The 20,384-nt window shown below is 46.5% G+C and carries 16 protein-coding genes and 1 pseudogene; all 17 read left to right on the top strand.

The genetic code is table 11. The features are described 5' to 3' along the window. Positions 1 to 297 precede the first annotated feature (297 nt). The 17 genes and pseudogenes from BVG16_RS20510 to BVG16_RS33870 all read left to right on the top strand — a co-directional run bounded on the left by BVG16_RS20510 (position 298) and on the right by BVG16_RS33870 (position 20,365). The gene (locus BVG16_RS20510; protein WP_078501044.1) at positions 298 to 666 is read left to right on the top strand and encodes an NADH-quinone oxidoreductase subunit A; all 369 of its coding nucleotides are present in this window, start codon (positions 298 to 300) and stop codon (positions 664 to 666) included. After that, positions 651 to 1,169: a NuoB/complex I 20 kDa subunit family protein gene (locus tag BVG16_RS20505; protein ID WP_078501043.1), complete on the top strand. Its 519-nt coding sequence runs from the start codon at positions 651 to 653 to the stop codon at positions 1,167 to 1,169. Before BVG16_RS20510 ends, BVG16_RS20505 begins: the two co-directional genes overlap by 16 nt. Continuing rightward, on the top strand, positions 1,166 to 1,957 hold the full coding sequence (locus BVG16_RS20500) for an NADH-quinone oxidoreductase subunit C (RefSeq protein ID WP_078501042.1): 792 nt from the start codon (positions 1,166 to 1,168) through the stop codon (positions 1,955 to 1,957). The genes BVG16_RS20505 and BVG16_RS20500 overlap by 4 nt, the downstream gene beginning before the upstream one ends. Before the next feature lie 5 nt (positions 1,958 to 1,962). Continuing rightward, complete coding sequence (locus BVG16_RS20495; RefSeq protein WP_078501041.1) at positions 1,963 to 3,063, top strand: NADH-quinone oxidoreductase subunit D; 1,101 nt, start codon at positions 1,963 to 1,965, stop codon at positions 3,061 to 3,063. Continuing rightward, positions 3,063 to 4,073, top strand: coding sequence for an NADH-quinone oxidoreductase subunit NuoH (nuoH, locus tag BVG16_RS20490; RefSeq protein ID WP_078501040.1), 1,011 nt, complete (start codon positions 3,063 to 3,065; stop codon positions 4,071 to 4,073). The genes BVG16_RS20495 and nuoH overlap by 1 nt, the downstream gene beginning before the upstream one ends. A 16-nt stretch (positions 4,074 to 4,089) precedes the next feature. Beyond that, positions 4,090 to 4,545, top strand: coding sequence for an NADH-quinone oxidoreductase subunit NuoI (gene nuoI / locus BVG16_RS20485; RefSeq protein ID WP_078501039.1), 456 nt, complete (start codon positions 4,090 to 4,092; stop codon positions 4,543 to 4,545). Then, entirely contained in the window at positions 4,538 to 5,056 is a 519-nt protein-coding gene (locus tag BVG16_RS20480; protein WP_078501038.1) for an NADH-quinone oxidoreductase subunit J, read from the top strand. The genes nuoI and BVG16_RS20480 overlap by 8 nt, the downstream gene beginning before the upstream one ends. Before the next feature lies 1 nt (position 5,057). After that, complete coding sequence (gene nuoK, locus BVG16_RS20475; protein ID WP_078501037.1) at positions 5,058 to 5,369, top strand: NADH-quinone oxidoreductase subunit NuoK; 312 nt, start codon at positions 5,058 to 5,060, stop codon at positions 5,367 to 5,369. Between the two features lie 18 nt (positions 5,370 to 5,387). Beyond that, positions 5,388 to 7,271, top strand: coding sequence for an NADH-quinone oxidoreductase subunit L (nuoL, locus tag BVG16_RS20470; RefSeq protein ID WP_078501036.1), 1,884 nt, complete (start codon positions 5,388 to 5,390; stop codon positions 7,269 to 7,271). Positions 7,272 to 7,274: 3 nt separating this feature from the next. After that, the gene (locus BVG16_RS20465) at positions 7,275 to 8,858 is read left to right on the top strand and encodes a complex I subunit 4 family protein (protein WP_078501154.1); all 1,584 of its coding nucleotides are present in this window, start codon (positions 7,275 to 7,277) and stop codon (positions 8,856 to 8,858) included. Positions 8,859 to 8,862: 4 nt separating this feature from the next. Continuing rightward, positions 8,863 to 10,416 (top strand): NADH-quinone oxidoreductase subunit N, encoded by a 1,554-nt coding sequence (locus BVG16_RS20460; protein ID WP_078501035.1) that lies wholly within the window; start codon positions 8,863 to 8,865, stop codon positions 10,414 to 10,416. Positions 10,417 to 10,575: 159 nt separating this feature from the next. Beyond that, complete coding sequence (locus tag BVG16_RS20455; protein WP_233147112.1) at positions 10,576 to 13,536, top strand: S8 family serine peptidase; 2,961 nt, start codon at positions 10,576 to 10,578, stop codon at positions 13,534 to 13,536. 164 nt (positions 13,537 to 13,700) lie between these two features. Then, positions 13,701 to 13,952, top strand: coding sequence for a DUF1146 family protein (locus BVG16_RS20450; protein WP_078501034.1), 252 nt, complete (start codon positions 13,701 to 13,703; stop codon positions 13,950 to 13,952). A 244-nt stretch (positions 13,953 to 14,196) separates the two neighbouring features. Further along, the gene (murA, locus tag BVG16_RS20445) at positions 14,197 to 15,534 is read left to right on the top strand and encodes a UDP-N-acetylglucosamine 1-carboxyvinyltransferase (RefSeq protein WP_078501033.1); all 1,338 of its coding nucleotides are present in this window, start codon (positions 14,197 to 14,199) and stop codon (positions 15,532 to 15,534) included. Positions 15,535 to 16,176: 642 nt separating this feature from the next. Next, positions 16,177 to 17,553: a stage II sporulation protein D gene (spoIID, locus tag BVG16_RS20440; protein WP_233147111.1), complete on the top strand. Its 1,377-nt coding sequence runs from the start codon at positions 16,177 to 16,179 to the stop codon at positions 17,551 to 17,553. A 169-nt stretch (positions 17,554 to 17,722) separates the two neighbouring features. After that, positions 17,723 to 18,466: a M23 family metallopeptidase gene (locus tag BVG16_RS20435; protein WP_078501032.1), complete on the top strand. Its 744-nt coding sequence runs from the start codon at positions 17,723 to 17,725 to the stop codon at positions 18,464 to 18,466. Between the two features lie 1,397 nt (positions 18,467 to 19,863). Then, positions 19,864 to 20,365: pseudogene (locus BVG16_RS33870) on the top strand (lipoprotein BA_5634 family protein). The last annotated feature ends 19 nt before the right edge of the window (positions 20,366 to 20,384 follow it).

Raw genomic sequence — 20,384 nt, 5'->3', positions numbered from 1 at the left:
TTTCAACAGCGACGGAAGCCGATACACCTGCGTTCCCTCGTTACTGTTCATCTTCATAGCCATTTCTTTTATCCCCCCCTCACCTCATCCTTGTCACAAACTCTTCACGAATGTTCACTATTTTCGCGGCATATATAGGCATTACAGGGTTGTCACACTATAATTTTAATAAGAAATAATACCCATGTTTTGGATAGACGGCATTGGTAGGTTTTGTTATAATTGTTACGGGTTTATTACAGATTTTTGTAATTTGTATAACAAAATTATATAAAGCGAACGGAGGCGAGAAAGGACATGGAGTACACGAATAACTATGTCATTGTAGCGATCTTTATTGGGCTTGGCATTTTACTACCAGTGGTAGCGCTTACAGTGGGAAGATGGCTAAGACCTAGCAAACCTACCGAAATTAAACAAAGTACGTATGAGAGTGGGAACGAACCGGTAGGGGTCGGTCAAGTACGTTTTAATATTCGCTATTATTTATTTGCATTGATGTTTGTTATTTTTGATGTGGAGACCGTGTTTCTTTACCCATGGGCCGTGGCGTATCAGCAACTTGGGCTTTTTGTGCTCGTAGAAATGTTGATTTTTGTCGCATTATTGCTTATTGGGCTTATATACGCTTGGAAGAAGAAGGTGCTCAAATGGAACTCAATTTAGAATCGATCAGTCCTGAGGAACGTCAGGAGATAGAAAGAAATGTATTCATGGGAACACTGGATCAACTAAAGGCGTGGGCGCGAAGCAACTCGCTATGGCCGCTAACGTTCGGGCTCGCCTGCTGTGCGATCGAGATGATGGGAACAGGAGCTTCACACTATGATTTGGACCGATTTGGCGTTATATTCCGTACGTCTCCGCGTCAATCAGACGTGATGATTGTGGCTGGAACAGTAACGAAGAAAATGGGTCCTTTACTGCGTCGTCTGTACGATCAGATGCCAGAACCGAAGTGGGTTATCGCGATGGGATCCTGCGCGACTGCAGGCGGACCTTATGTGAAATCTTACGCGGTTATGAAGGGCGTAGACCAGATCGTGCCTGTGGATGTGTATATTCCAGGATGCCCGCCGAATCCAGCTGCACTTATTTATGGCATCAACAAGCTTCAAGAAAAAATTCGTTATGAGGCGAAGACTGGGAAGCAGGTGACCAATCGATGAGTGATGAGCAAGAGGTTAAGCGGGAGCGCAAGATCATGACCCCGGAAGAACGGGAGGCCAAGATTAAAGCTGCTGCCGAAGCGCGCGCGGCCAGAGAAGCTGCCAAAGCACAAGCAGGGGATGCAGAAGCATCCACGGAAGATGCAGCGGCAGAAGGAACAGCTGCGGAGGCGAAGCCTGAGCGTAAAATCCTCACCGATGAAGAGAAGGAAGCGAAGGTGAAAGCGGCAGCAGAAGCAAGAGCAGCACGCGCCAAAGCCAAAGAAGAAGCTGAGGCAGCTGCTGCAGAAGCAGCCCCTAAGGAACCGTCCTACAATCAGCCTCGGTTAGACCGTGCGATCGAGATCTTGAAGACTAAGGTCGCTGTGGACGCCGTGGAAGAGTCATATATTAACGAGAATAATAGCCATCTTCCGACGTTAACGATTAAGGGAGAGCATTGGTATACCTGTGCAGAGCTTCTGAAACATGACGAAGCTTTTCAATGTGACTACTTGCGGAATGTATCCGGTGCGGACCACGAAACGCATATGGAAGTGGTCTATCATATGGTGTCGATTTCGACACAACATGAGTATTGCATTCACGTCAAAACGGATCGAGAACAGCCTTCCGTAGCTTCCGTTACACCGATCTGGCAGACGGCCAATTGGAATGAACGTGAAATCTATGATCTACTAGGCATCGCATTCCCGGGTCATCCCGATTTGCGTCGTATTATGATGTCTGATGATTGGGTAGGACATCCGCTTCGCAAAGATTACGTACCGCTAGATTCGGAGGTGTAACACACGTGATTCGGACAGAAGAACTCTTGTTAAACGTAGGGCCACAGCATCCTAGTACACATGGCGTATTTCGAATCGTCGTGAAGCTGGATGGGGAAGTCATCAAAGAAGCAACGCCTGTCATGGGTTATTTGCATCGAGGGACAGAGAAGCTGGCAGAGAATTTAAATTACACGCAGATCATTCCATATACCGACCGGATGGATTATGTATCGGCGATGACCAATAACTATGTCTTGGTTCATGCGGTTGAGAAAATGATGCAGCTTGAAATCCCTGAACGAGCAGAATTTCTGCGACTGATTGTCATGGAATTACAGCGCGTAGCCAGCCATCTCGTCTGGTGGGGGACATATTTGTTAGATATCGGTGCGATGAGCCCTTTCTTGTATGCATTTCGGGATCGTGAAATTATCATCGATTTATTCAATGAATTATGCGGTGCGCGATTGACGTATAACTACATGCGCGTCGGCGGCGTGAAATGGGATGCACCGGAAGGGTGGATCGACAAGGTTCGAGAATTTATCCCGTATATGAGAAAGAAAATGGAAGAATATGATCGACTTGTCAGCGGCAATGAAATCTTCCTCACACGGATCAAAGGGGTCGGGACATATGACGCGCAGACTGCGATCGATTTCGGCCTAAGCGGAGCGAATCTACGTTGTACCGGTGTGAACTGGGATATACGCAAGAATGAACCCTATAGTCTGTATGATCGCTTCGAATTCGATGTTCCGTTGGGCACGAATGGAGATTGCTATGATCGCTATTTCATTCGGATGGAAGAGCTGCGGCAGAGCTTACGAATTCTAGAACAGGCCATTGAGCAATTCCCGAAAGACGGGGAGATCATGGGGAAAGTTCCTCGTGTCATCCGTCCGCCAGCAGGCGAAATTTACGCTAGAATCGAGTCGCCACGCGGCGAAATCGGTTGTTATATCGTTTCCAAAGGAAAAGCGGAACCTTATCGGTTGAAATTTAGACGCCCGTCTTTTGTAAATCTGCAAATTTTGCCGAAATTGCTGGTGGGTGAGACAATGACAAACCTCATTACCATTCTAGGCGGCGTGGATATCGTCGTTGGGGAGGTTGACTGTTAATGGGCACATGGCTGCAAGAGCCGTTAACATGGACGAATTTTGCAATATTCCTCGCATGGGGAGTCGTATTTCTGTTTATCGTATTAGGCTTTGTAACCTACGCCATCTATTTTGAGCGAAAGGTCATCGGTTGGATGCAATTGCGGATTGGCCCTAATCGCGTAGGACCGCTCGGGTTATTTCAGACCCTTGCCGATATTTTTAAGCTGCTCATCAAAGAAGACACCATACCGCGTAAAGCGGATCGGTGGCTATTCATCCTCGCACCTGTCATCACGTACGTACCGTCATTTGCGGTGCTTGTTGTTATTCCGTATACCGATTCACTGTATTTTACCGATTTAAATGTAGGCCTCTTATATTACGGGGCACTATCTTGTATCTCAACCATTGGAATCATTCTCGCCGGTTGGGCATCGAACAATAAATACTCACTGCTTGGCGGGATGCGTTCTGCGGCACAAATGATCAGCTATGAAATTCCGCTCGTTATTTCGGTTGTGGGTGTCATTTTGTTGAATGGAAGCTTGAGTCTGCGTACGATTGTGAACGGACAAGGCGATTATTTCTGGCAGTGGAATTTCCTCCCGCAAATTATCGGATTTGTCGTATTCATTATCGCAGCGGTATCGGAACTGAACCGTACGCCATTTGACTTGCCTGAGGCAGAATCAGAGCTTGTTGCGGGATATCACGTGGAATACAGCGGATTCCGGTTCGCATTCTTCATGTTAGCGGAGTATGTATATGTCTTCGCGATCGCGTCGTTAACGACGGTGCTTTTCTTAGGCGGATGGCATGCACCTTTCCCATTCTTAACGTTTATCCCAGGTATCATCTGGTTCATTCTAAAATTCATGTTCTGTGTGTTCTTCTTATTCTGGTTACGCGCAACGATGCCGCGGATTCGCGTCGACCAGTTAATGAGTTTCGGTTGGAAAGTGTTGCTTCCGCTCTCGCTTATTAATGTGTTCGTGACAGCGATCTATGTGGAATTGTTCATCAAATAAGAAGGGGTGAGTACCGTTGAAGGGATTAATGAAAGGGTTAGGCGTGACATTCAAAGCAATGACATCCAAAAAAGTGACCTACAAATATCCAGATGTACCGCTCGCGTTGCCAGACCGCTTTCGTGGTATTCAGTATTTTGAGCCCGACAAGTGCATTGTTTGTAACCAATGCGCAAGAATCTGTCCGACAGAGTGTATCACACTCACAGGCAAGCCAAACCCTGACCCGGAGAAAAAGGGAAAGGTGATCGATACCTTTGATATTAATTTTGAATTATGTATCCTCTGCGATTTGTGTACGGAAGTATGTCCAACCGAGGCGATCGTCATGACGAACAATTTCGAGTTAGCTTCCTATAGCCGAGATGATTTGTTCAAGAACAAAGAGTGGTTATATGAAAACAATGAAAATATTCGTAAGGAGAACAACTCGGCGATGACGACGAGGGGAGGCATCAAGAAGGATGTTTGATTTTAGCTTCCAGCTCACAGGCGAATACGTTGCATTTTTCATTCTTGCGGTATGTATCATCGCTGGCGCGGTATTAATGATTAGTTTTAATAAAGTCATTCATATGGTCGTCTCGCTAGCGTTCGCTTTTATCGGATTGGCGGGCATGTACGTATTGTTAAATGCGGAGTTCCTTGCTTTCGTTCAGGTGTTAATCTACGCAGGTGCGATCTCGATCTTGATGATTTTCGGGATTATGATGACGAAGCATGATCAGGTCGATGAGGATGTTCGTAGACCTTGGCATGAGGGCATCGTCGCCGTAGGTTGTCTTGCTCTATTCGGAATATTGTTCTACGCCATTCGGTCGACGACGTTTCCTACAGCGAATTGGACACCGCCGAAGGATAATACGCTTGAAATCGGTAAGCTGCTCTATACCGAGCATGTCATCCCATTTGAGTTGATGTCCGTATTATTGACCGTGGCATTTATCGGTGCCATTGTACTTGCAAAAAGGGAGGCGGACTAAGATGAGCGGCATGTTAGGTTCTTATTTGATGCTAGCTGCAATTTTGTTCTGTCTGGGCCTGTATGGAGCTTTAACGAAGCGGAGCGCCGTGATCGTATTGTTATCCATTGAACTGATGCTCAATGCAGTGAATTTGAACTTGATCGCTTTTTCGAAATACGGCGTCGTTCCGGGATTAAAGGGACAGATTTTCTCGCTCTTTAATATGACGATTGCTGCGGCGGAAGCTGCAGTAGGTATCGCGATCCTCATCGCATTATACCGTAACAAAGGAACAGCGAATGTGGATGAATTCAATGAAATGAAGCGATAACCAATAGGAGGAAAAGCAATGGAATCAGTCTATTCGCAATACGCTTGGGTCGTTCCGATCTTTCCGATGCTCGCGTTCCTCGTCCTCACGGCGTTAGGCCGGCAAATGAAAGAAGTAGGGGTATGGATCAGTATTGTATGCACCTTTGCTTCATTCATCTACGCGCTGCTCATTTTCATCGAACGAGTGGGCAGCAACGTAGAAGATTATACCAAAGGGATGGATTGGATACGCTTTGGCGGGGTACACCTGAGTGTTGGATTTGAAGTCACGAATCTAAATGCGCTAATGCTCGTCATTGTGACGTTCGTTAGCTTACTCGTCAATATCTACTCAAGAGGATACATGAAAGGTGACGAGCGGATTACGGTATTTTTCGCTTATGTATCCTTATTCACGTTCTCGATGCTTGGACTTGTTATTTCATCGAACATGCTGGAGCTCTATATTTTCTGGGAGCTTGTCGGCGTATGTTCGTTCTTGTTAGTCGGATTCTGGTATCAGAAGCCTGCGGCGAAGGCCGCCGCAAAGAAAGCATTTATCGTCACTCGGATTGGGGACGTAGGCTTATTCATTGCCATTCTGCTTCTGTATGTGTATATGCCTGAGCATGCATTAGATTTCGCCTCCATCCATAATGTGTTCACACAACCGGATGCACTAGCGGCAGCGGGGATCGGTGCAGGTGTCACCACATTGATTGGAATCCTGATCTTTGTCGGAGCAATAGGCAAGTCTGGTCAGTTCCCATTACACACGTGGCTTCCGGATGCGATGGAAGGACCAACGCCGATCAGTGCCTTGATTCACGCAGCGACGATGGTTGCAGCAGGGGTATATCTCGTAGCGAGAACCTTTGATGTGTTTCATGCTTCGCCGGACGCCATGCAGGTTGTGGCCTATGTCGGCGGGTTTACCGCGATTTTCGCCGCGACGATCGGGATTGCTCAGAATGATATCAAGCGGATTCTTGCTTACTCGACCGTGAGCCAATTGGGTTATATGATGATGGCCATCGGTGTGGGATCGGTGACGGCCGGAATGTTTCATTTGTTCACGCATGCCTTCTTCAAAGCTTTGTTGTTCTTGGGGGCAGGAAGTGTCATTCATATGATCCATCAGCAAGATATTCATCAGATGGGCGGGCTTGGTAAGAAAATGAAAGTAACGGCTTGGACCTTCGGAATCGGGGCATTAGCTTTGTCGGGTATTCCACCGTTCTCCGGGTTCTGGTCGAAGGATGCCGTGCTGGCTGCAGCATGGGAAGGTCACAAAGGACTCTTCGTTGTAGGGATTATTGCAGCTTTCTTTACTGCATTTTATATGTCGCGATTGTTCTTCCTTGTATTCACGGGGAAACCAGTAACAGCAGCAAAAGATGTTCATGAGTCCCCTCCGACCATGACGATACCGCTCGTGATCCTCGCCGTTTTGGCGGTCGTCTCCGGCTTCGTCTATACGCCGTTTAACAGTTGGTTCGGAACCTGGTTAGAAGGGACCGAGACGGTAGAACACGCGAATTATGCTGTGATGGCGATATCCACGATCGTTGGATTATTAGGGATTGGGCTTGGTTGGCTCATTTATCGGAAACATGCGATCTCAAGCGAGGCTATTGCGGGTAAGTTGCCTTGGCTTACGAAACTACTTGCGAACAAATACTATATTGATGAGTTGTATCACGCTATAATTGTCACTCCATTACGGGCTATCGGAGGGGCATTAGCTGCCTTCGATCAATGGGTCATCGATGGCATTGTACGCGGTGTTGCCAGCTTAACGCTCTTAACAGGACGTGCATCCACCCGAATGCAGAACGGTCAAGTTCAAACGTATGGATTAATTACGCTGCTAGGTTGTGTCCTACTCATCGTGGCTATTGTCGGAAGGAGGTTGTGGTAGTTGATGGCGAACATTCCAATTTTGACGCTCATTACCTTGTCTCCACTCCTCGGGATCCTTATTCTGTTGTTTACACCGGCGAATAAGAACCGCTTGATCAAAACGATTGGTATCGCAACGACATTCATTCCCTTCATTCTCGTGATCTGGATGTTTTTGGCTTATGATTATAGCGAAAAGGGTGTCGCGTTCGAGGAGAACTTGCGATGGATTCACATGCCGTTAAATACGGAAGCTTATCAGGGACAGGTATCATCTTACTTCATTCAATTTAACTATCATCTCGCAATGGACGGCATTTCCTTACTGCTTGTATTGCTAACAGCAATTGTCGGCGTGATGGCGGCTTTTGCTTCGGTTCATATCAAGAAGCGTTGGAAAACGTATTTTATCCTTTTCCTGCTGCTAGAAGTCGGAATGTTTGGCGTGTTTATGGCACGCGATCTATTCTTGTTCTTCTTGTTCTTTGAAGTCACCTTAGTAGCAACGTATTTCCTAATTGGGATTTGGGGATATGTTGGCCGAGAAAAAGCAGCAAATAAGTTCTTGATTTATAATGGTCTGGGATCTGCCCTCATGTTGATTGCTTTTACGTTATTGATTGCGACAGCGGGCTTTCAAGTCGATCAATCCGTGGCAGGACAGACGCATTTATCGTATAGCGGTGATTTGGCAACCATTCTGCAGAATTTGATCCAGCCGTCCGAATCGTCGGTTGTTCTCTCGGCAGGCATGCAGAAAACGATATTTATCTTGTTGCTGGTTGCTTTCGGGATTAAGCTTCCCATCTTCCCATTCCATACTTGGATGCTGAAGGTCCATAACGAAGCGCCTCCAGCTGTCGTTATGATTCACTCGGGGGTATTGTTGAAAATGGGTGCTTATGGACTCATTCGGTTCGGTTTATTCCTATTCCCGCAGCAAACGGAATCATGGGCAACGGTGTTAGCGATCTTAGGTGTGATTAATATTATCTATGGTGCGGTGCTAGCTCTCGTACAGAAGGAATTCAAGCTGGTCCTTGCCTATTCCAGTATCAGTCATATGGGTGTCGTTCTCTTGGGTCTATCGGCATTGAATGAAATCGGATTAAAGGGTGCGATGTTCCAAATGATCTCGCACGGATTGATCTCCGCCTTATTCTTCTTGCTTGTCGGCAGCTTGTATGAACGTACGCACACGACACGGTTAGATGAATTGGGCGGACTTGCAAGAAGTATGCCTTTCATGAGCGGTATTCTATTGATTGCTGGTCTTGCATCACTTGGCTTGCCGGGTCTATCCGGGTTTGTCGGCGAGTTCCTATCTTTCCTAGGTTTATTTAGTGAAATGAAGGTCATCGCGGTCGTAGGTACGCTAGGGATTATTCTGGGTGCTGTCTATGTACTGCGAGGGGTCCTTGGCATTACATACGGTCCGATGGAGGATCGTTATATCGGGATCCGTGACGCAAGATTGATTGAGGCCATACCGATGATGGCGCTCACGGCATTTATTGTACTGCTCGGCGTATATCCAACGATTATCATCGATCCATTGCAGCACAGCTTTGAGCAGTTTTTACAACTTATCAAGGTAGGAGGTTAGTCCCATGAGTCCAATATCGAATATTCAACCATTGCAATGGGCTGATCTAGCCACCTTGGCGCCAGAATTAACGTTAGTCATCGCTGCAATTTTGCTGTCATTGCTTGATTTATTCTTGCCAAGAAAGATCAATCGGGATGTGTTAGGTGTTCTTTCGCTGGTGTCTGTTCTCGTCTCTCTTGCATTTGTGATTTCGAAAATGGTATCGATGGGGGCGAGCGCAGATCCCGCCTTCACGGCCCATGCCATTCAGCTCCTGGGACAAAGCTACCGGGTTGATGATTTTGCCAACGTGTTCAAAATCATCTTCTTAAGCGGAACCGCCTTGATTCTATTTATGAGTCTCGGATCGATTCGAGAGGATGAGATTCAGCATAAAGGCGAGTACTACTATTTACTCCTCCCGGCCGTATTAGGGGCCATGATCATGGCCTCGTCAGGAGATTTGATTACACTCTACGTCGGACTTGAACTCTTAAGTATTACTTCCTATATTCTAGTCGGTATGAAAAAGAATGATTTGAAGTCCAATGAGAGTGCCTTCAAATATATCGTGCTCGGCAGTATTTCGTCTGCATTCATTCTGTATGGAATGTCGTTTTTGTATGGGATGTCGGGTACGACGAATCTCGCAGGAATCGCACAGATGTTATCGCAGCACCTTGTTGATTTTAAAGTGCTCATTTATGTGAGCTTCTTCTTAATGTTCGCAGGATTTGCCTTTAAAGTTGCAGCGGCTCCTTTCCATGTGTGGGCTCCGGATGTCTACCAAGGCGCACCAACACCAGTCACAGCATTCTTGGCTGTCGTCTCCAAGGCCGCGGGATTCGCGATTCTGTTCCGTATTTTCTATAATGTATTCTTCCCGCTAGGTAGTGAAGAGTATACGTATATGCGAGGCGACCTGACCCTGAGCGTGCTCATAGTAGCTGCGCTTGCGATGCTAATCGGGAACACCGCAGCCCTCAGGCAGCGCAACGTTAAGCGATTGCTTGCATTATCAGGTGTGGCGAATGCAGGATACTTACTCGTCCCGATAGGGTCGTTCAATCTTTCGAATTTCTCGGAATTCGGATTCTATCTCATAGCGTATTTATTCATGAACATTGGTGCTCTGGCTGTGGTGATGATTGTTAGCCGAAGTTCAGGAAACGATGAGGTTAGTAGTTTCGCAGGCCTCTATTATCGGGCTCCGTTCACAGCCGTAGCCATGACTATTTTCATTCTATCGTTCGCGGGCATTCCGCTTACAGGTGGCTTCATGGGTAAATTGTTCATCGCATTGGGAGCCGCTCAGGCGAAGGATTATTGGATTATCGCCGTGATGATTATAACAAGCGTCATTTCATTGTATTATTATTTCGGGATCGCCCGTCAAATGTACATGCGTTCGATCGGGGAAGCCTTTCCGATACGAATTCCTGCACCGTTGGGCATCACGGTATGGATTTGTGCGATAGCGACGCTTTTCCTCGGTGTGATGCCGAATGTCATCGTTGATTTTATCAATCATTACTTCTCGATATCCTTTGATTTGTTCATTCAGATGGGCAGTTAATGTACGTTGCCGGAGCCTCCCTTTGGGGAGGCTCTTTTTAGTTGATGAGGGAAAGATTAACTCTCTTTGGTTAAAGGGGATTGGGGGGTGTGTATCGAACAAGTATAGGATAGGATTCGACCACGAAATTCTGTAAATGAAAGACAGATTGGAGAAGCGATGAAAAAGTTATTACAACGCTTCGTTTGTATATTGATGTGCCTTCTGTTATTGCAGTCCGCAAGCGAAGTGTTACCTACAAAGATGTCCGCAGAATCGGCATCTATTCCAAGTGAAACGAATCAGTCGACAGTGTTACAAGGACAAGATCAAGAAGATCAAGATCAAGGACAAGATCGAGAAGATCAAGGGCAAGAACAAGGACAAGATCAACAAGATCAAGGACAAGGTCAAGGTCAAGATCAAGGGCAAGATCAAGGACAAGATCAAGAAAAAGATCAAAACGTCCCGTCCTCATGGATCATGAAATGGAAAGGCTCCACGCAGGACGCTGAGATTTTACAAGAGACAGAAATCCTTAGCAAGCAAGAAAAGTTAAATGTCATTGTCGTTCGGCCAAAGCAGGGGATTCATCTCGAAGGATGGCTTACGCGTGTGAGACAATCTGCTCACGTAGAATATGTGGAGCCGAACCATGAGGTCACCATTCTGAAAGCCCCGAATGATACGAATTATGCGAATCAGTCTTACTTGAAGCAAATCCAGGCGGAGACTGCGTGGGATCAAGTGACTGGCAATACGAATATTACCATCGGTATCGTGGATACGGGGATTGACCTGAAGCATGCCGATCTTAAAGATAATCTAGTCGCAGGAACAAACTTAATTAAGCCTAATCAAGCTCCGCAAGACGATAATGGTCATGGGACTAGCGTTGCAGGAGTTATTGGTGCGGTAGGGAATAACCGATTGGGCACGAGCGGCATATTATGGAATGCGAAGATGATGCCGATTAAGGCGTTGGACGATACGGGCTCGGGCGATGAAGATAAGCTAGGGCAGGGTATCACGTATGCCGTAGATCACGGGGCTAAAATCGTTGTCCTCTCCGTAGGTCTATATCGCTACTCGCAGTACATGCAGCAAATTGTAAAGTATGCAGAAGATAAGGACGTATTACTTGTTGCGGCAACGGGGAATGACGCCAAGATTCTTGGGTCGAAAGTGGCTGTGAAATATCCAGCAGCATATCCTGAGGTGATTGCTGTGGGGGGAACAGCGGATATGAAGACCGCTGAACCGCGTTCGAACACAGGGCCCGAGATTGACGTGGTTGCTCCGTGGCGTGTCTATACCACGGCCCTGGGCGGCGGCTATACATCAGAGGAGGGAACCTCGATGGCTGCGCCGCAGGTGGCAGGCGTTGCTGCGATGATCTGGGCGAAGTACCCGGATATGAAGCCATACCAGATTCGTAATTTGATTCGTCAATCTGCACAGGATCTAGGTCCAACGGGCTGGGACCCCTCAACAGGCTATGGGTTATTGCGCGCGGATCGTGCATTAACCATCAAGCCTAAAGATGATATATATGAGGATAACGGGAGTCGGGAAATTGCGAAACCTTACCCGGTAGATACTTCGTTGACCGCTACCTTACAGGGGGAAGAGGAAGATTGGTTCTACGTGACTGCACCTTATGATGGAACATTGGCACTTCAGACACAATTGATTCAAGGTGCTACGCCTCTACAGTTAACGTACTATTACGGAAGTAAGGCGGAAGGCACGAAAGTGGCCAGTCTTACGAATGGGAAGACGAACATTCCCGTCAAGAAAGGCAAAAATTATATCCAGCTCAAATTAAATAATCCGCGTGCCGAAGGAACCGTCACCTATAAACTGAGTTCCAGATTTACGGTATATCAAGATCCATATGAAAGTAACAATAAACAATACCAAGCGTATACACTGCCTACACGTTCACAGCAAATTGTAGGAACTTTCAGCCAAGACGGGGATGAGGATTGGTATTCCTTCCGTGTATCGGTGAAAGGGACATTGCATGTGACCCTGAACAGTGATACGGCTCGAATTGACCCTGCGATGGATATTAGCGGCCCTGGAATGGGTTCGATTACCGTAGATTCTTTCGGTGAGGATACCCAACAGAACGAAAGTGTTACATTGCCTGAGCTTGAACCAGGAAAGTATTATATTCGCGTCTACAATGCTATATCACCGAAGGCTAGTGCCGTTGCAGGCGAATACAAACTCTCCCTTCAATTCGTCACGCAATATACGGATCCCAATGAACCGAATGATAAGAGCTACCAAGCGGTTACGACTGTTCCGGATACCGACTATCTAGGCGTGTTTTCGAGTTCGACCGATGTAGATTGGTTCGAGTACCGGATCGACCGTCAAAGCTATTTGGAATTATCCGTGAAGGGAATCCCATCGAACCGTGTAGTTAAGATGGGAGTCTATGATCGGAAGGAGAAATTGATCTACTCCTTATCGAATACGCTTGGAAATACGTCACTTCAATCCGCACGTATTATGGAACCGGGGACGTATCTTGTGAAGTTAACGGTGAACCAATCGTTCGAACAACAATACTATCAATTTAGGTTCCACGCGGAACCCATGGTGTCTGGATTCCGTGACATTTCTGGCCATTGGGCGCAACCGGCGATTTCTGCACTGACAGCGCGGAAGTGGATTGGAGGATACGACGGGTATAAGTTCGATCCGGATCGGGGTATCACACGCGCAGAAGCTGTATCCATCCTGAGCAAAGCTTTTCAGTTCAAAGAAGGGAAAGCTGTTCACTTCACCGATGTAACCTCGAAGCACTGGGCGTATGCGGATATTGCGAAGGGAACGACAGCAGGTATTATTCATGGTTATCAAGATGGTTCCTTTGCACCAAATCGTTTCGTGACAAGGGCCGAAATGGCTGTCATGATCGGAAATGCGATGAAGCAAAAACCTCAAGCAACGAGCAGTTCACCCTTTACGGATGTCAGTTCGAAACACTGGGCGGCACCGATGCTGAGTCAAATGAAACGGATTGGGTATATGAAAGGGTATAGCGATGGTTCATTTAAGCCTGACCGAGCAGCAAGTCGAGCAGAATTCACTACAATGTTGTATGATATTCTGGTGAAGAAATAAACGGAGATGTTTTACCACAATAGAATTTATAAAAGTTTCGACGTACAGAAACGCAAAAGTTCTATTTGGAGATAAAAACTATCTTTAAAAGCGGTCGCTCATCTTCGAAAGTACCTCGATGGAGGTTTTTCTCACAATGATTTGGTGAAGGAGGTGAATCGAGGATGGATGATACAACATCGCTGCTGCATCTGACGGGATTAAGCGGATTGGTTGGAATCATCGTTACGTTGGGTTGCATTGGGTTTGCCTGGTGGGCACTTCAGGTTGTTAAATTCGATCTGTTCTTACGCAATCCCAAAGGACCGCAAGCCAAACTCTTGCATGTATTCTTATCGGTCATTCTTGGGCATTGGGTATCTCAGTTCGTCCTGCAATATTGGGAGTGGACCCAAAAACTAAAATTGATGTTCTAAATCCGGGTGTTGCGAATGATGTCGAATAACATCAACCAAATGTGTGAACACTGGATAATATAGAATAAGGATAAATTTTGTTTGAATTGTAAACATTCCATGCTTTTATTGAAAACTGGCGAAAATAAGGCTTGTAACTTGGAAGTGTTGGATGTTAATATGAAAGCTGAGCAAAAAAGGCGTATTGTCATTATCTTTGTTATTTTGGAGAAAATGGTAAAAATTTATCGCGGAGGGAACCAGAATGAGCAAATTTATCGTCCGCGGCGGCAAACGGTTAACCGGGAGTGTTCGCGTCAATGGCGCTAAGAATTCAGTGCTTCCGATAATCGCTGCCTCTCTACTAGGGGAAGAAGGAGAAAGCGTAATTTATGACGCACCTCCTCTTGACGATGTTATGACGATTAATAAAGTGTTAGGGGTACTGGGGGCACAAACTACATATCTCAATGAGACGATCCGCGTAAATGCACAGAACATTGAGTCATGTGAAGCGCCTTATGAATATGTGAGAAAAATGCGTGCATCATTCCTTGTCATGGGACCATTATTAGCACGTATGGGTCATACCCGCATTTCCTTACCAGGCGGCTGCGCGATTGGAACAAGACCAATTGATCAACATCTTAAAGGTTTTGAAGCAATGGGCGCGGAAATCAGTCTAGGTCAAGGTTATATTGAAGCTAAAATTAACGGTCGTTTACGCGGTGCAAAGGTCTATTTGGATGTCGCGAGCGTAGGGGCAACTGAAAATATTATGATGGCAGCAACATTAGCTGAAGGGGTTACAACGATCGAAAATGCAGCCAAAGAACCTGAAATTGTGGACTTGGCGAACTACTTGAATGCGATGGGTGCAAAAGTACGCGGCGCAGGCACAGGCATTATTCGGATTGAGGGCGTTGAGAAGCTGGTGGGTGCTGAGCATACGGTAATTCCGGATCGGGTTGAAGCGGGAACCTATATGATTGCAGCAGCGATTACAGGCGGCAATGTGTATGTCGAAGGCGCAATTGCCGATCATTTAGGGCCGGTTATCTCCAAAATGCAAGAAATGGGCGTCACGATTGAACCGGATGAAAACGGAATTCGTGTCATTGCCGACAGACCTTTACGTTCTGTTGATGTCAAGACACTGCCGTACCCAGGTTTTCCGACGGATATGCAATCTCAAATGATGGCATTATTGATGGTATCGGAAGGCACCTCGGTGGTAACCGAGACTGTGTTCGAGAATCGCTTCATGCATGTCGATGAATTCAAGAATATGCGTGCGCAAATTAAAGTGGATGGCCGTACGGCTGTGGTAAGCGGCGGAACGAAGCTTGTAGGTTCTAAAGTGACGGCGACGGATTTACGCGCTGGTGCTGCCTTGATTTGTGCAGGTCTTGTGGCTGAAGGAACGACAGAAGTAAGCGGAATACATCATATTGATCGTGGATACGTGAACTTGGCGGAGAAACTCTCAAAGCTAGGTGCAGATGTGTATCGGATCTCTTATGACGAAGCGAAGCTAAATCCGTTAGAAGCGGAGAAGAAAGAAGAAGTAAAATTGTTCCAAGTCCAACCGACTTGGGCGTAATTTAGAAGCGTTAGAGACCGAACCGGTGTAGACCGGTATCGGTCTTTTTTGTGTATAATGAAAAATGACGAATGAGATGGCTATGTTGGATAAATCCAATAACTTTAATGAATTTGCATTGATATAAGTGTCTATATTGGATAAATCCAATAGAATAGGATGAAAACGCCGGTAATTCTCTGATTTTGGCGTCTATGTTGGATTCATCCAACATAGAAGAACAGCAAAGCTCATCTGTACGTTCTACAATGCATAAATCCAATATAGCCTTTTAGGGAAGGAAAAGAGAGGATGTAGAACAAAGAGCTGGGGATGGCCTCTTGTGAAAAGCTAATGATACTACTAAGCTAATGATGCCACCATACATTTTAATGGACCACACCAGGTGTGGTCTTTTTTGCGTTCACCGCAGTGGAAGCAAAGATTGCTTCTACAAGGGCAGGACTAATTGAAAGTATCCTTGAAAACAAATTCTGGATTATACGGATAAATACGAGGGTGTCGTGTTCATACTAGATTCTAATGTATCCGTGAGGGCAAGTGTGCTTAAGGTATGAGGAGTCATAGCTTTGTTAGTTCTAGCATGTCTGAACCTCTCATAGATATAAGTATAGTAGATAGTCTTACGGAGGAACCTAGCAAATGACACGAATCACAATAAAGCTCTCAGAACAAGTGGCCCGTCCGATAGGAGACGGGCAGCCCATCCCTGCGCGCGCCACAGGCACCGCGTACGAACCGCTGGCGGCAGCAATGCCCGCCAGCAAGCCCAGCAGCAGCGCACCTGCGGTGCGCGCTGCTGCGCCACGGCCAAGCGGCGGCCCTGCGGAGCCTCCGCAGGCCGCGGACCAAGCCCGCGCTCGCGCCGAGCGGGCTTGGTCCACGCCCACGCCGGCTGCGCCGGAGCGTGGGCCACGCGTCCCGCGCGGCGACGTCACCGCGCGCTTGGGCCGCAAGCCGCCGCGCAAGCTGGCGCGGCGGGGGCCGCTCGCGTGGGCGGCAGGGATGCTGCTGCTGTGCATGCTCATCCCTGCGCTGCTCGTGCAGCGGCAGCACCCGGTGACGGACGAGTTGATCGTCCGTCAGCCCAAACCTGCGCCGGCACCGCCCATGCAAGAGGCGGTGCCGCGGGAACCGCTGGTTCACGTCTACTTGACAGGTGAACAAGCGGTTGAGAAGGTCACGCTCGAACAATATGTGCGCGGCGTCGTAGCCGCCGAAATGCCGACAGAGTTCGAGATGGAAGCCTTAAAAGCTCAGGCTATCGCAGCACGGACGTTCATCGTTCGTCGTCTCGCTCACCATGATACCAGCGGCGTGCCTGTGAAAGGGGCAGAGGTGACAGATACCGTTGCCCATCAAGTCTATATGTCCATAGATAATTTAACGAATCCGAAGAATAAAGAAAAACTTGCGCGTGTCACGCAAGCGGTCAATGAGACACGCGGAATGATCTTGACGTACAAAGGGGAGCCGATTGAAGCCTCCTTCTTCTCGACAAGCAATGGCTATACCGAGAATTCCGAGGATTACTGGACGAACCGCATTCCGTATTTACGCAGTGTGGCGAGCCCATGGGATGAATCGATTGCCCCGCATTTTATGGATACGGTCAGCATGCCGTTAACGCAGTTCATGAACCTATTGAACATTTCACCGCCAGCGATCCCGGCGTCGGCGAGCGTGGTGAAGAAACAACAGGTACTAGCGAACGCCGCGGAACCTCGCATTTTATCGACGACGACAGGACATCGAATTAAGTTGATCCGTATTAGAGGGAAGAATTACTCCGGTAGAGAAATTCGCGAGAAGCTGGGGCTTCGTTCTAGTGAATTCACGTGGCGAATTCATAAAGGACAAATTGATATTACAACCTACGGCAACGGTCATGGCGTCGGGATGAGTCAGTGGGGAGCCAATGGCATGGCGAAAGAAGGGGCAACCGCGGAAGCCATTGTGAAGCATTACTATACAGGGGTCTCCTTGGAACAAGTAAATGATGTTCTAAAATTGGAATAGCGTTCTGCTTAAGCACATCATCCGGGGAATTGGCGGTCGTACATCTCTTGCAATCTATTCTTGCGGAAAACGCAACAAGACTCCTTCGACTATGAATCTTATAAAATTCCTTTTCGGACACGTATAAAAGCTTTGCCTCTGGTAACAATGGTTACAGAGGTGATATCGAATGAATGAGCAAAACAAAAACAAAGCAGGTCATGAAGAATCTCCTAAAAACGCACTAGGAGCAACAGGCGCTAAGCCGTCTTCGTGGAAAAGAGCAATGTCGAAGAAGTGGGTATTTCCAGCAGTGTACATGGCAGCTATCGCAATCTTATTGACCGTATTGGTCGTCTACCAAGGGACGAAAACTACGAAAAGTCCTGACCTCAGCACGAGTACGATCACAGAAAACGTAGACGGTTCAACGACAACGGATTCTAGTAAGAATGAAGGTACAACTGCCACAGCCGTTAACACGAACAGTGAAGCGATCGCATGGCCGGTAGAGAACGAGAAAGATGTGAAAGTCGTAATGCCGTTCTATGACAACAACGATTCGGCTGAAGTGCACAAGGATGCTATGGTAGAATACAAGGACACATTCACACCGAATGTGGGGATTGACTTAGCTCGTAAGGATGATAAGCCGTTCCAAGTCCTTGCTGCATTAAGCGGTAAAGTGACACGCGCGGAGAAAAATCCGGTGCTTGGACAAATCGTTGAAATTACGAGTCCAGACGGTACCAAAACGGTCTACCAAAGCTTGACGGACTTGAAAGTGAAGAAAGACGATGAGATCAAACAAGGCGATGCGTTAGGTACTGCCGGCCGCAACGAATTGGAGAAAGACCTTGGCGTTCACGTTCACTTTGAAGTATACCAAGACAACAAACCTGTGAATCCACAGACGTTGCTAGGCAAAAATTAATCTATCTTATTGAAGCAGCAACCTTCGTTCAGTGAAAAACTGAACAAGGTTGCTTTTTTTGTGCATTTACCCGAAAGCCCCTCCCTTCTTACCACAATAGAATTTATAAAAAGTTTTCGCGTATCGAAACTAAAAATTGTATTTGGCAATAAAAACCACCTGCTTTCGAAGTGAGTTTTGCAAGTAAAACTTGTAGGTCGCTCATCTTCGAATGTACCTCGGTAGAGGTTTTAACATTCTAGAATGTATAACTTTTCGAGAGATTGCCGAAATCAAATTTGGGTGCAGCGAACGGAACGAGAAATGAACGGACACAGGAGACCTTAATTATGCCAAAAGCACTCAAAATGCAGGGTCAACGGACACAGCAGCTCTTATTATTCTAAACATAAACTATATACTCATGATTTGAATGGAATAAGGGTATCTGAGTCCGAAAAACGTCTATTCTATGAGCATAGCAAACAATAAGGTCTCTCATGTCCGTTATGCACAAAGAGCTTATATAATTTGTAAAGATTTTGTATCTACGACAGCTGAAACGCAAAACACCAACCCATCGCACCTATCCACCAACGTATAGGTTCACACAATAAAGGACTGTCGAGTGATCCCCTGACGGTTTTTCACACTTTAAAAATGCAATACAAAAGAATAACCTGCCGTCCAAACTACAGGGATCAGGTTATTTCGTTAAGAATCAACATGCACTTGTCATAAATTTTACAGAGCAGAGTCTCTTTTATCGCAGTTGGATATGTTCAGGTTGTTCATGCACAACAGATCCGTCCGCAAGGCGCAACTACGAGTCGAATTGCCGCTCGCCTTCTTGCAGCTGATTCACCAGAGCGCCTCGAGGGAAGTCATCCGGCCGTACGTGTTATACCCGGTAGCTCGGCCATGGCAGAGTCGGATGCCGTGTAAGATACCCCAGTAATAAGAAATAGGCGTGCATGGCGGCACGTCTCAAGAAAAACAACTCAAGCATTACTGAAAAGCAAATACAGGCATTGGGTTTTGATATTCAGATTAGCAACCAAGAAATCGGCAAATTTTTTTAAAAAAGAATTAGCTGAATCAAGGGAGGCGGATTTTTTGTCTTTCTAGCACCGGTATAGCCAAATCAAGTTACTTTTATTCTCGTAAAAGCTACTTCTAAACGCGGTCGCTCATCTTGGAATGTACCTCGATAGTGGTTTTTCTTACCACAATAGAATTTATAAAAAGTTTTCGCGTATCGAAACTAAAAATTGTATTTGGCAATAAAAACCACATCTAAACGCGGTCGCTCACCTTCGAATATACTTCGATAAAGGTTTTTCTTACAATATTGTAAGCAGAACTGTAAGCGGGTAAGCATGGTTGATAGAGCAGTCCTACTTTATAGTTAACATCAGATGAACGAATTCTATCCGTATGATAAGTTATATCATTCTATCGCGCCCCAAGCGATGGGGGTTATTCTATATGGAGATACAGAAGCGGTTCAATCCGATATGGAACGCGTGATGAAGGAATTAAAAACCAGTGAAATACACACGATGAAGGTAGTGGATGATGTTGAACAAAGAGGGATCATCCTGAAGAAAAGCACGGCTGAATCTTTGTTAGCGAAAGGATTATTTCGTAAAGTAAGACGAGGGCGTACTGTTTGCGAAGGAAGAACCCGGTGCATTAACGATACAGGGAGAACCCTTGAACGTGAAGTATGAAGGAGATATCATTATTGGAAACGGCAGAAGTTATCCCAAGATGGTTCTGATCGTAGATGATGCGGTATGGGAGCAAATTCATGTGGAGGAAAAGGCGATGGCCCTGCTCCATTATGATAAGGAAAATCCAAAACATGCGTTGCGTGATTTTCATGTAGACGCCGTTCAGTTAGTAGGAATGAAATAATGAGATCTGAAATATCGAT

Origin of the sequence: Paenibacillus selenitireducens (assembly GCF_002021565.1) — a bacterium.
Taxonomy (GTDB): domain Bacteria; phylum Bacillota; class Bacilli; order Paenibacillales; family Paenibacillaceae; genus Paenibacillus_K; species Paenibacillus_K selenitireducens.
Note: the sequence above shows the minus strand (reverse complement) of the source record. Positions and strands in the feature narration are given on the sequence as shown.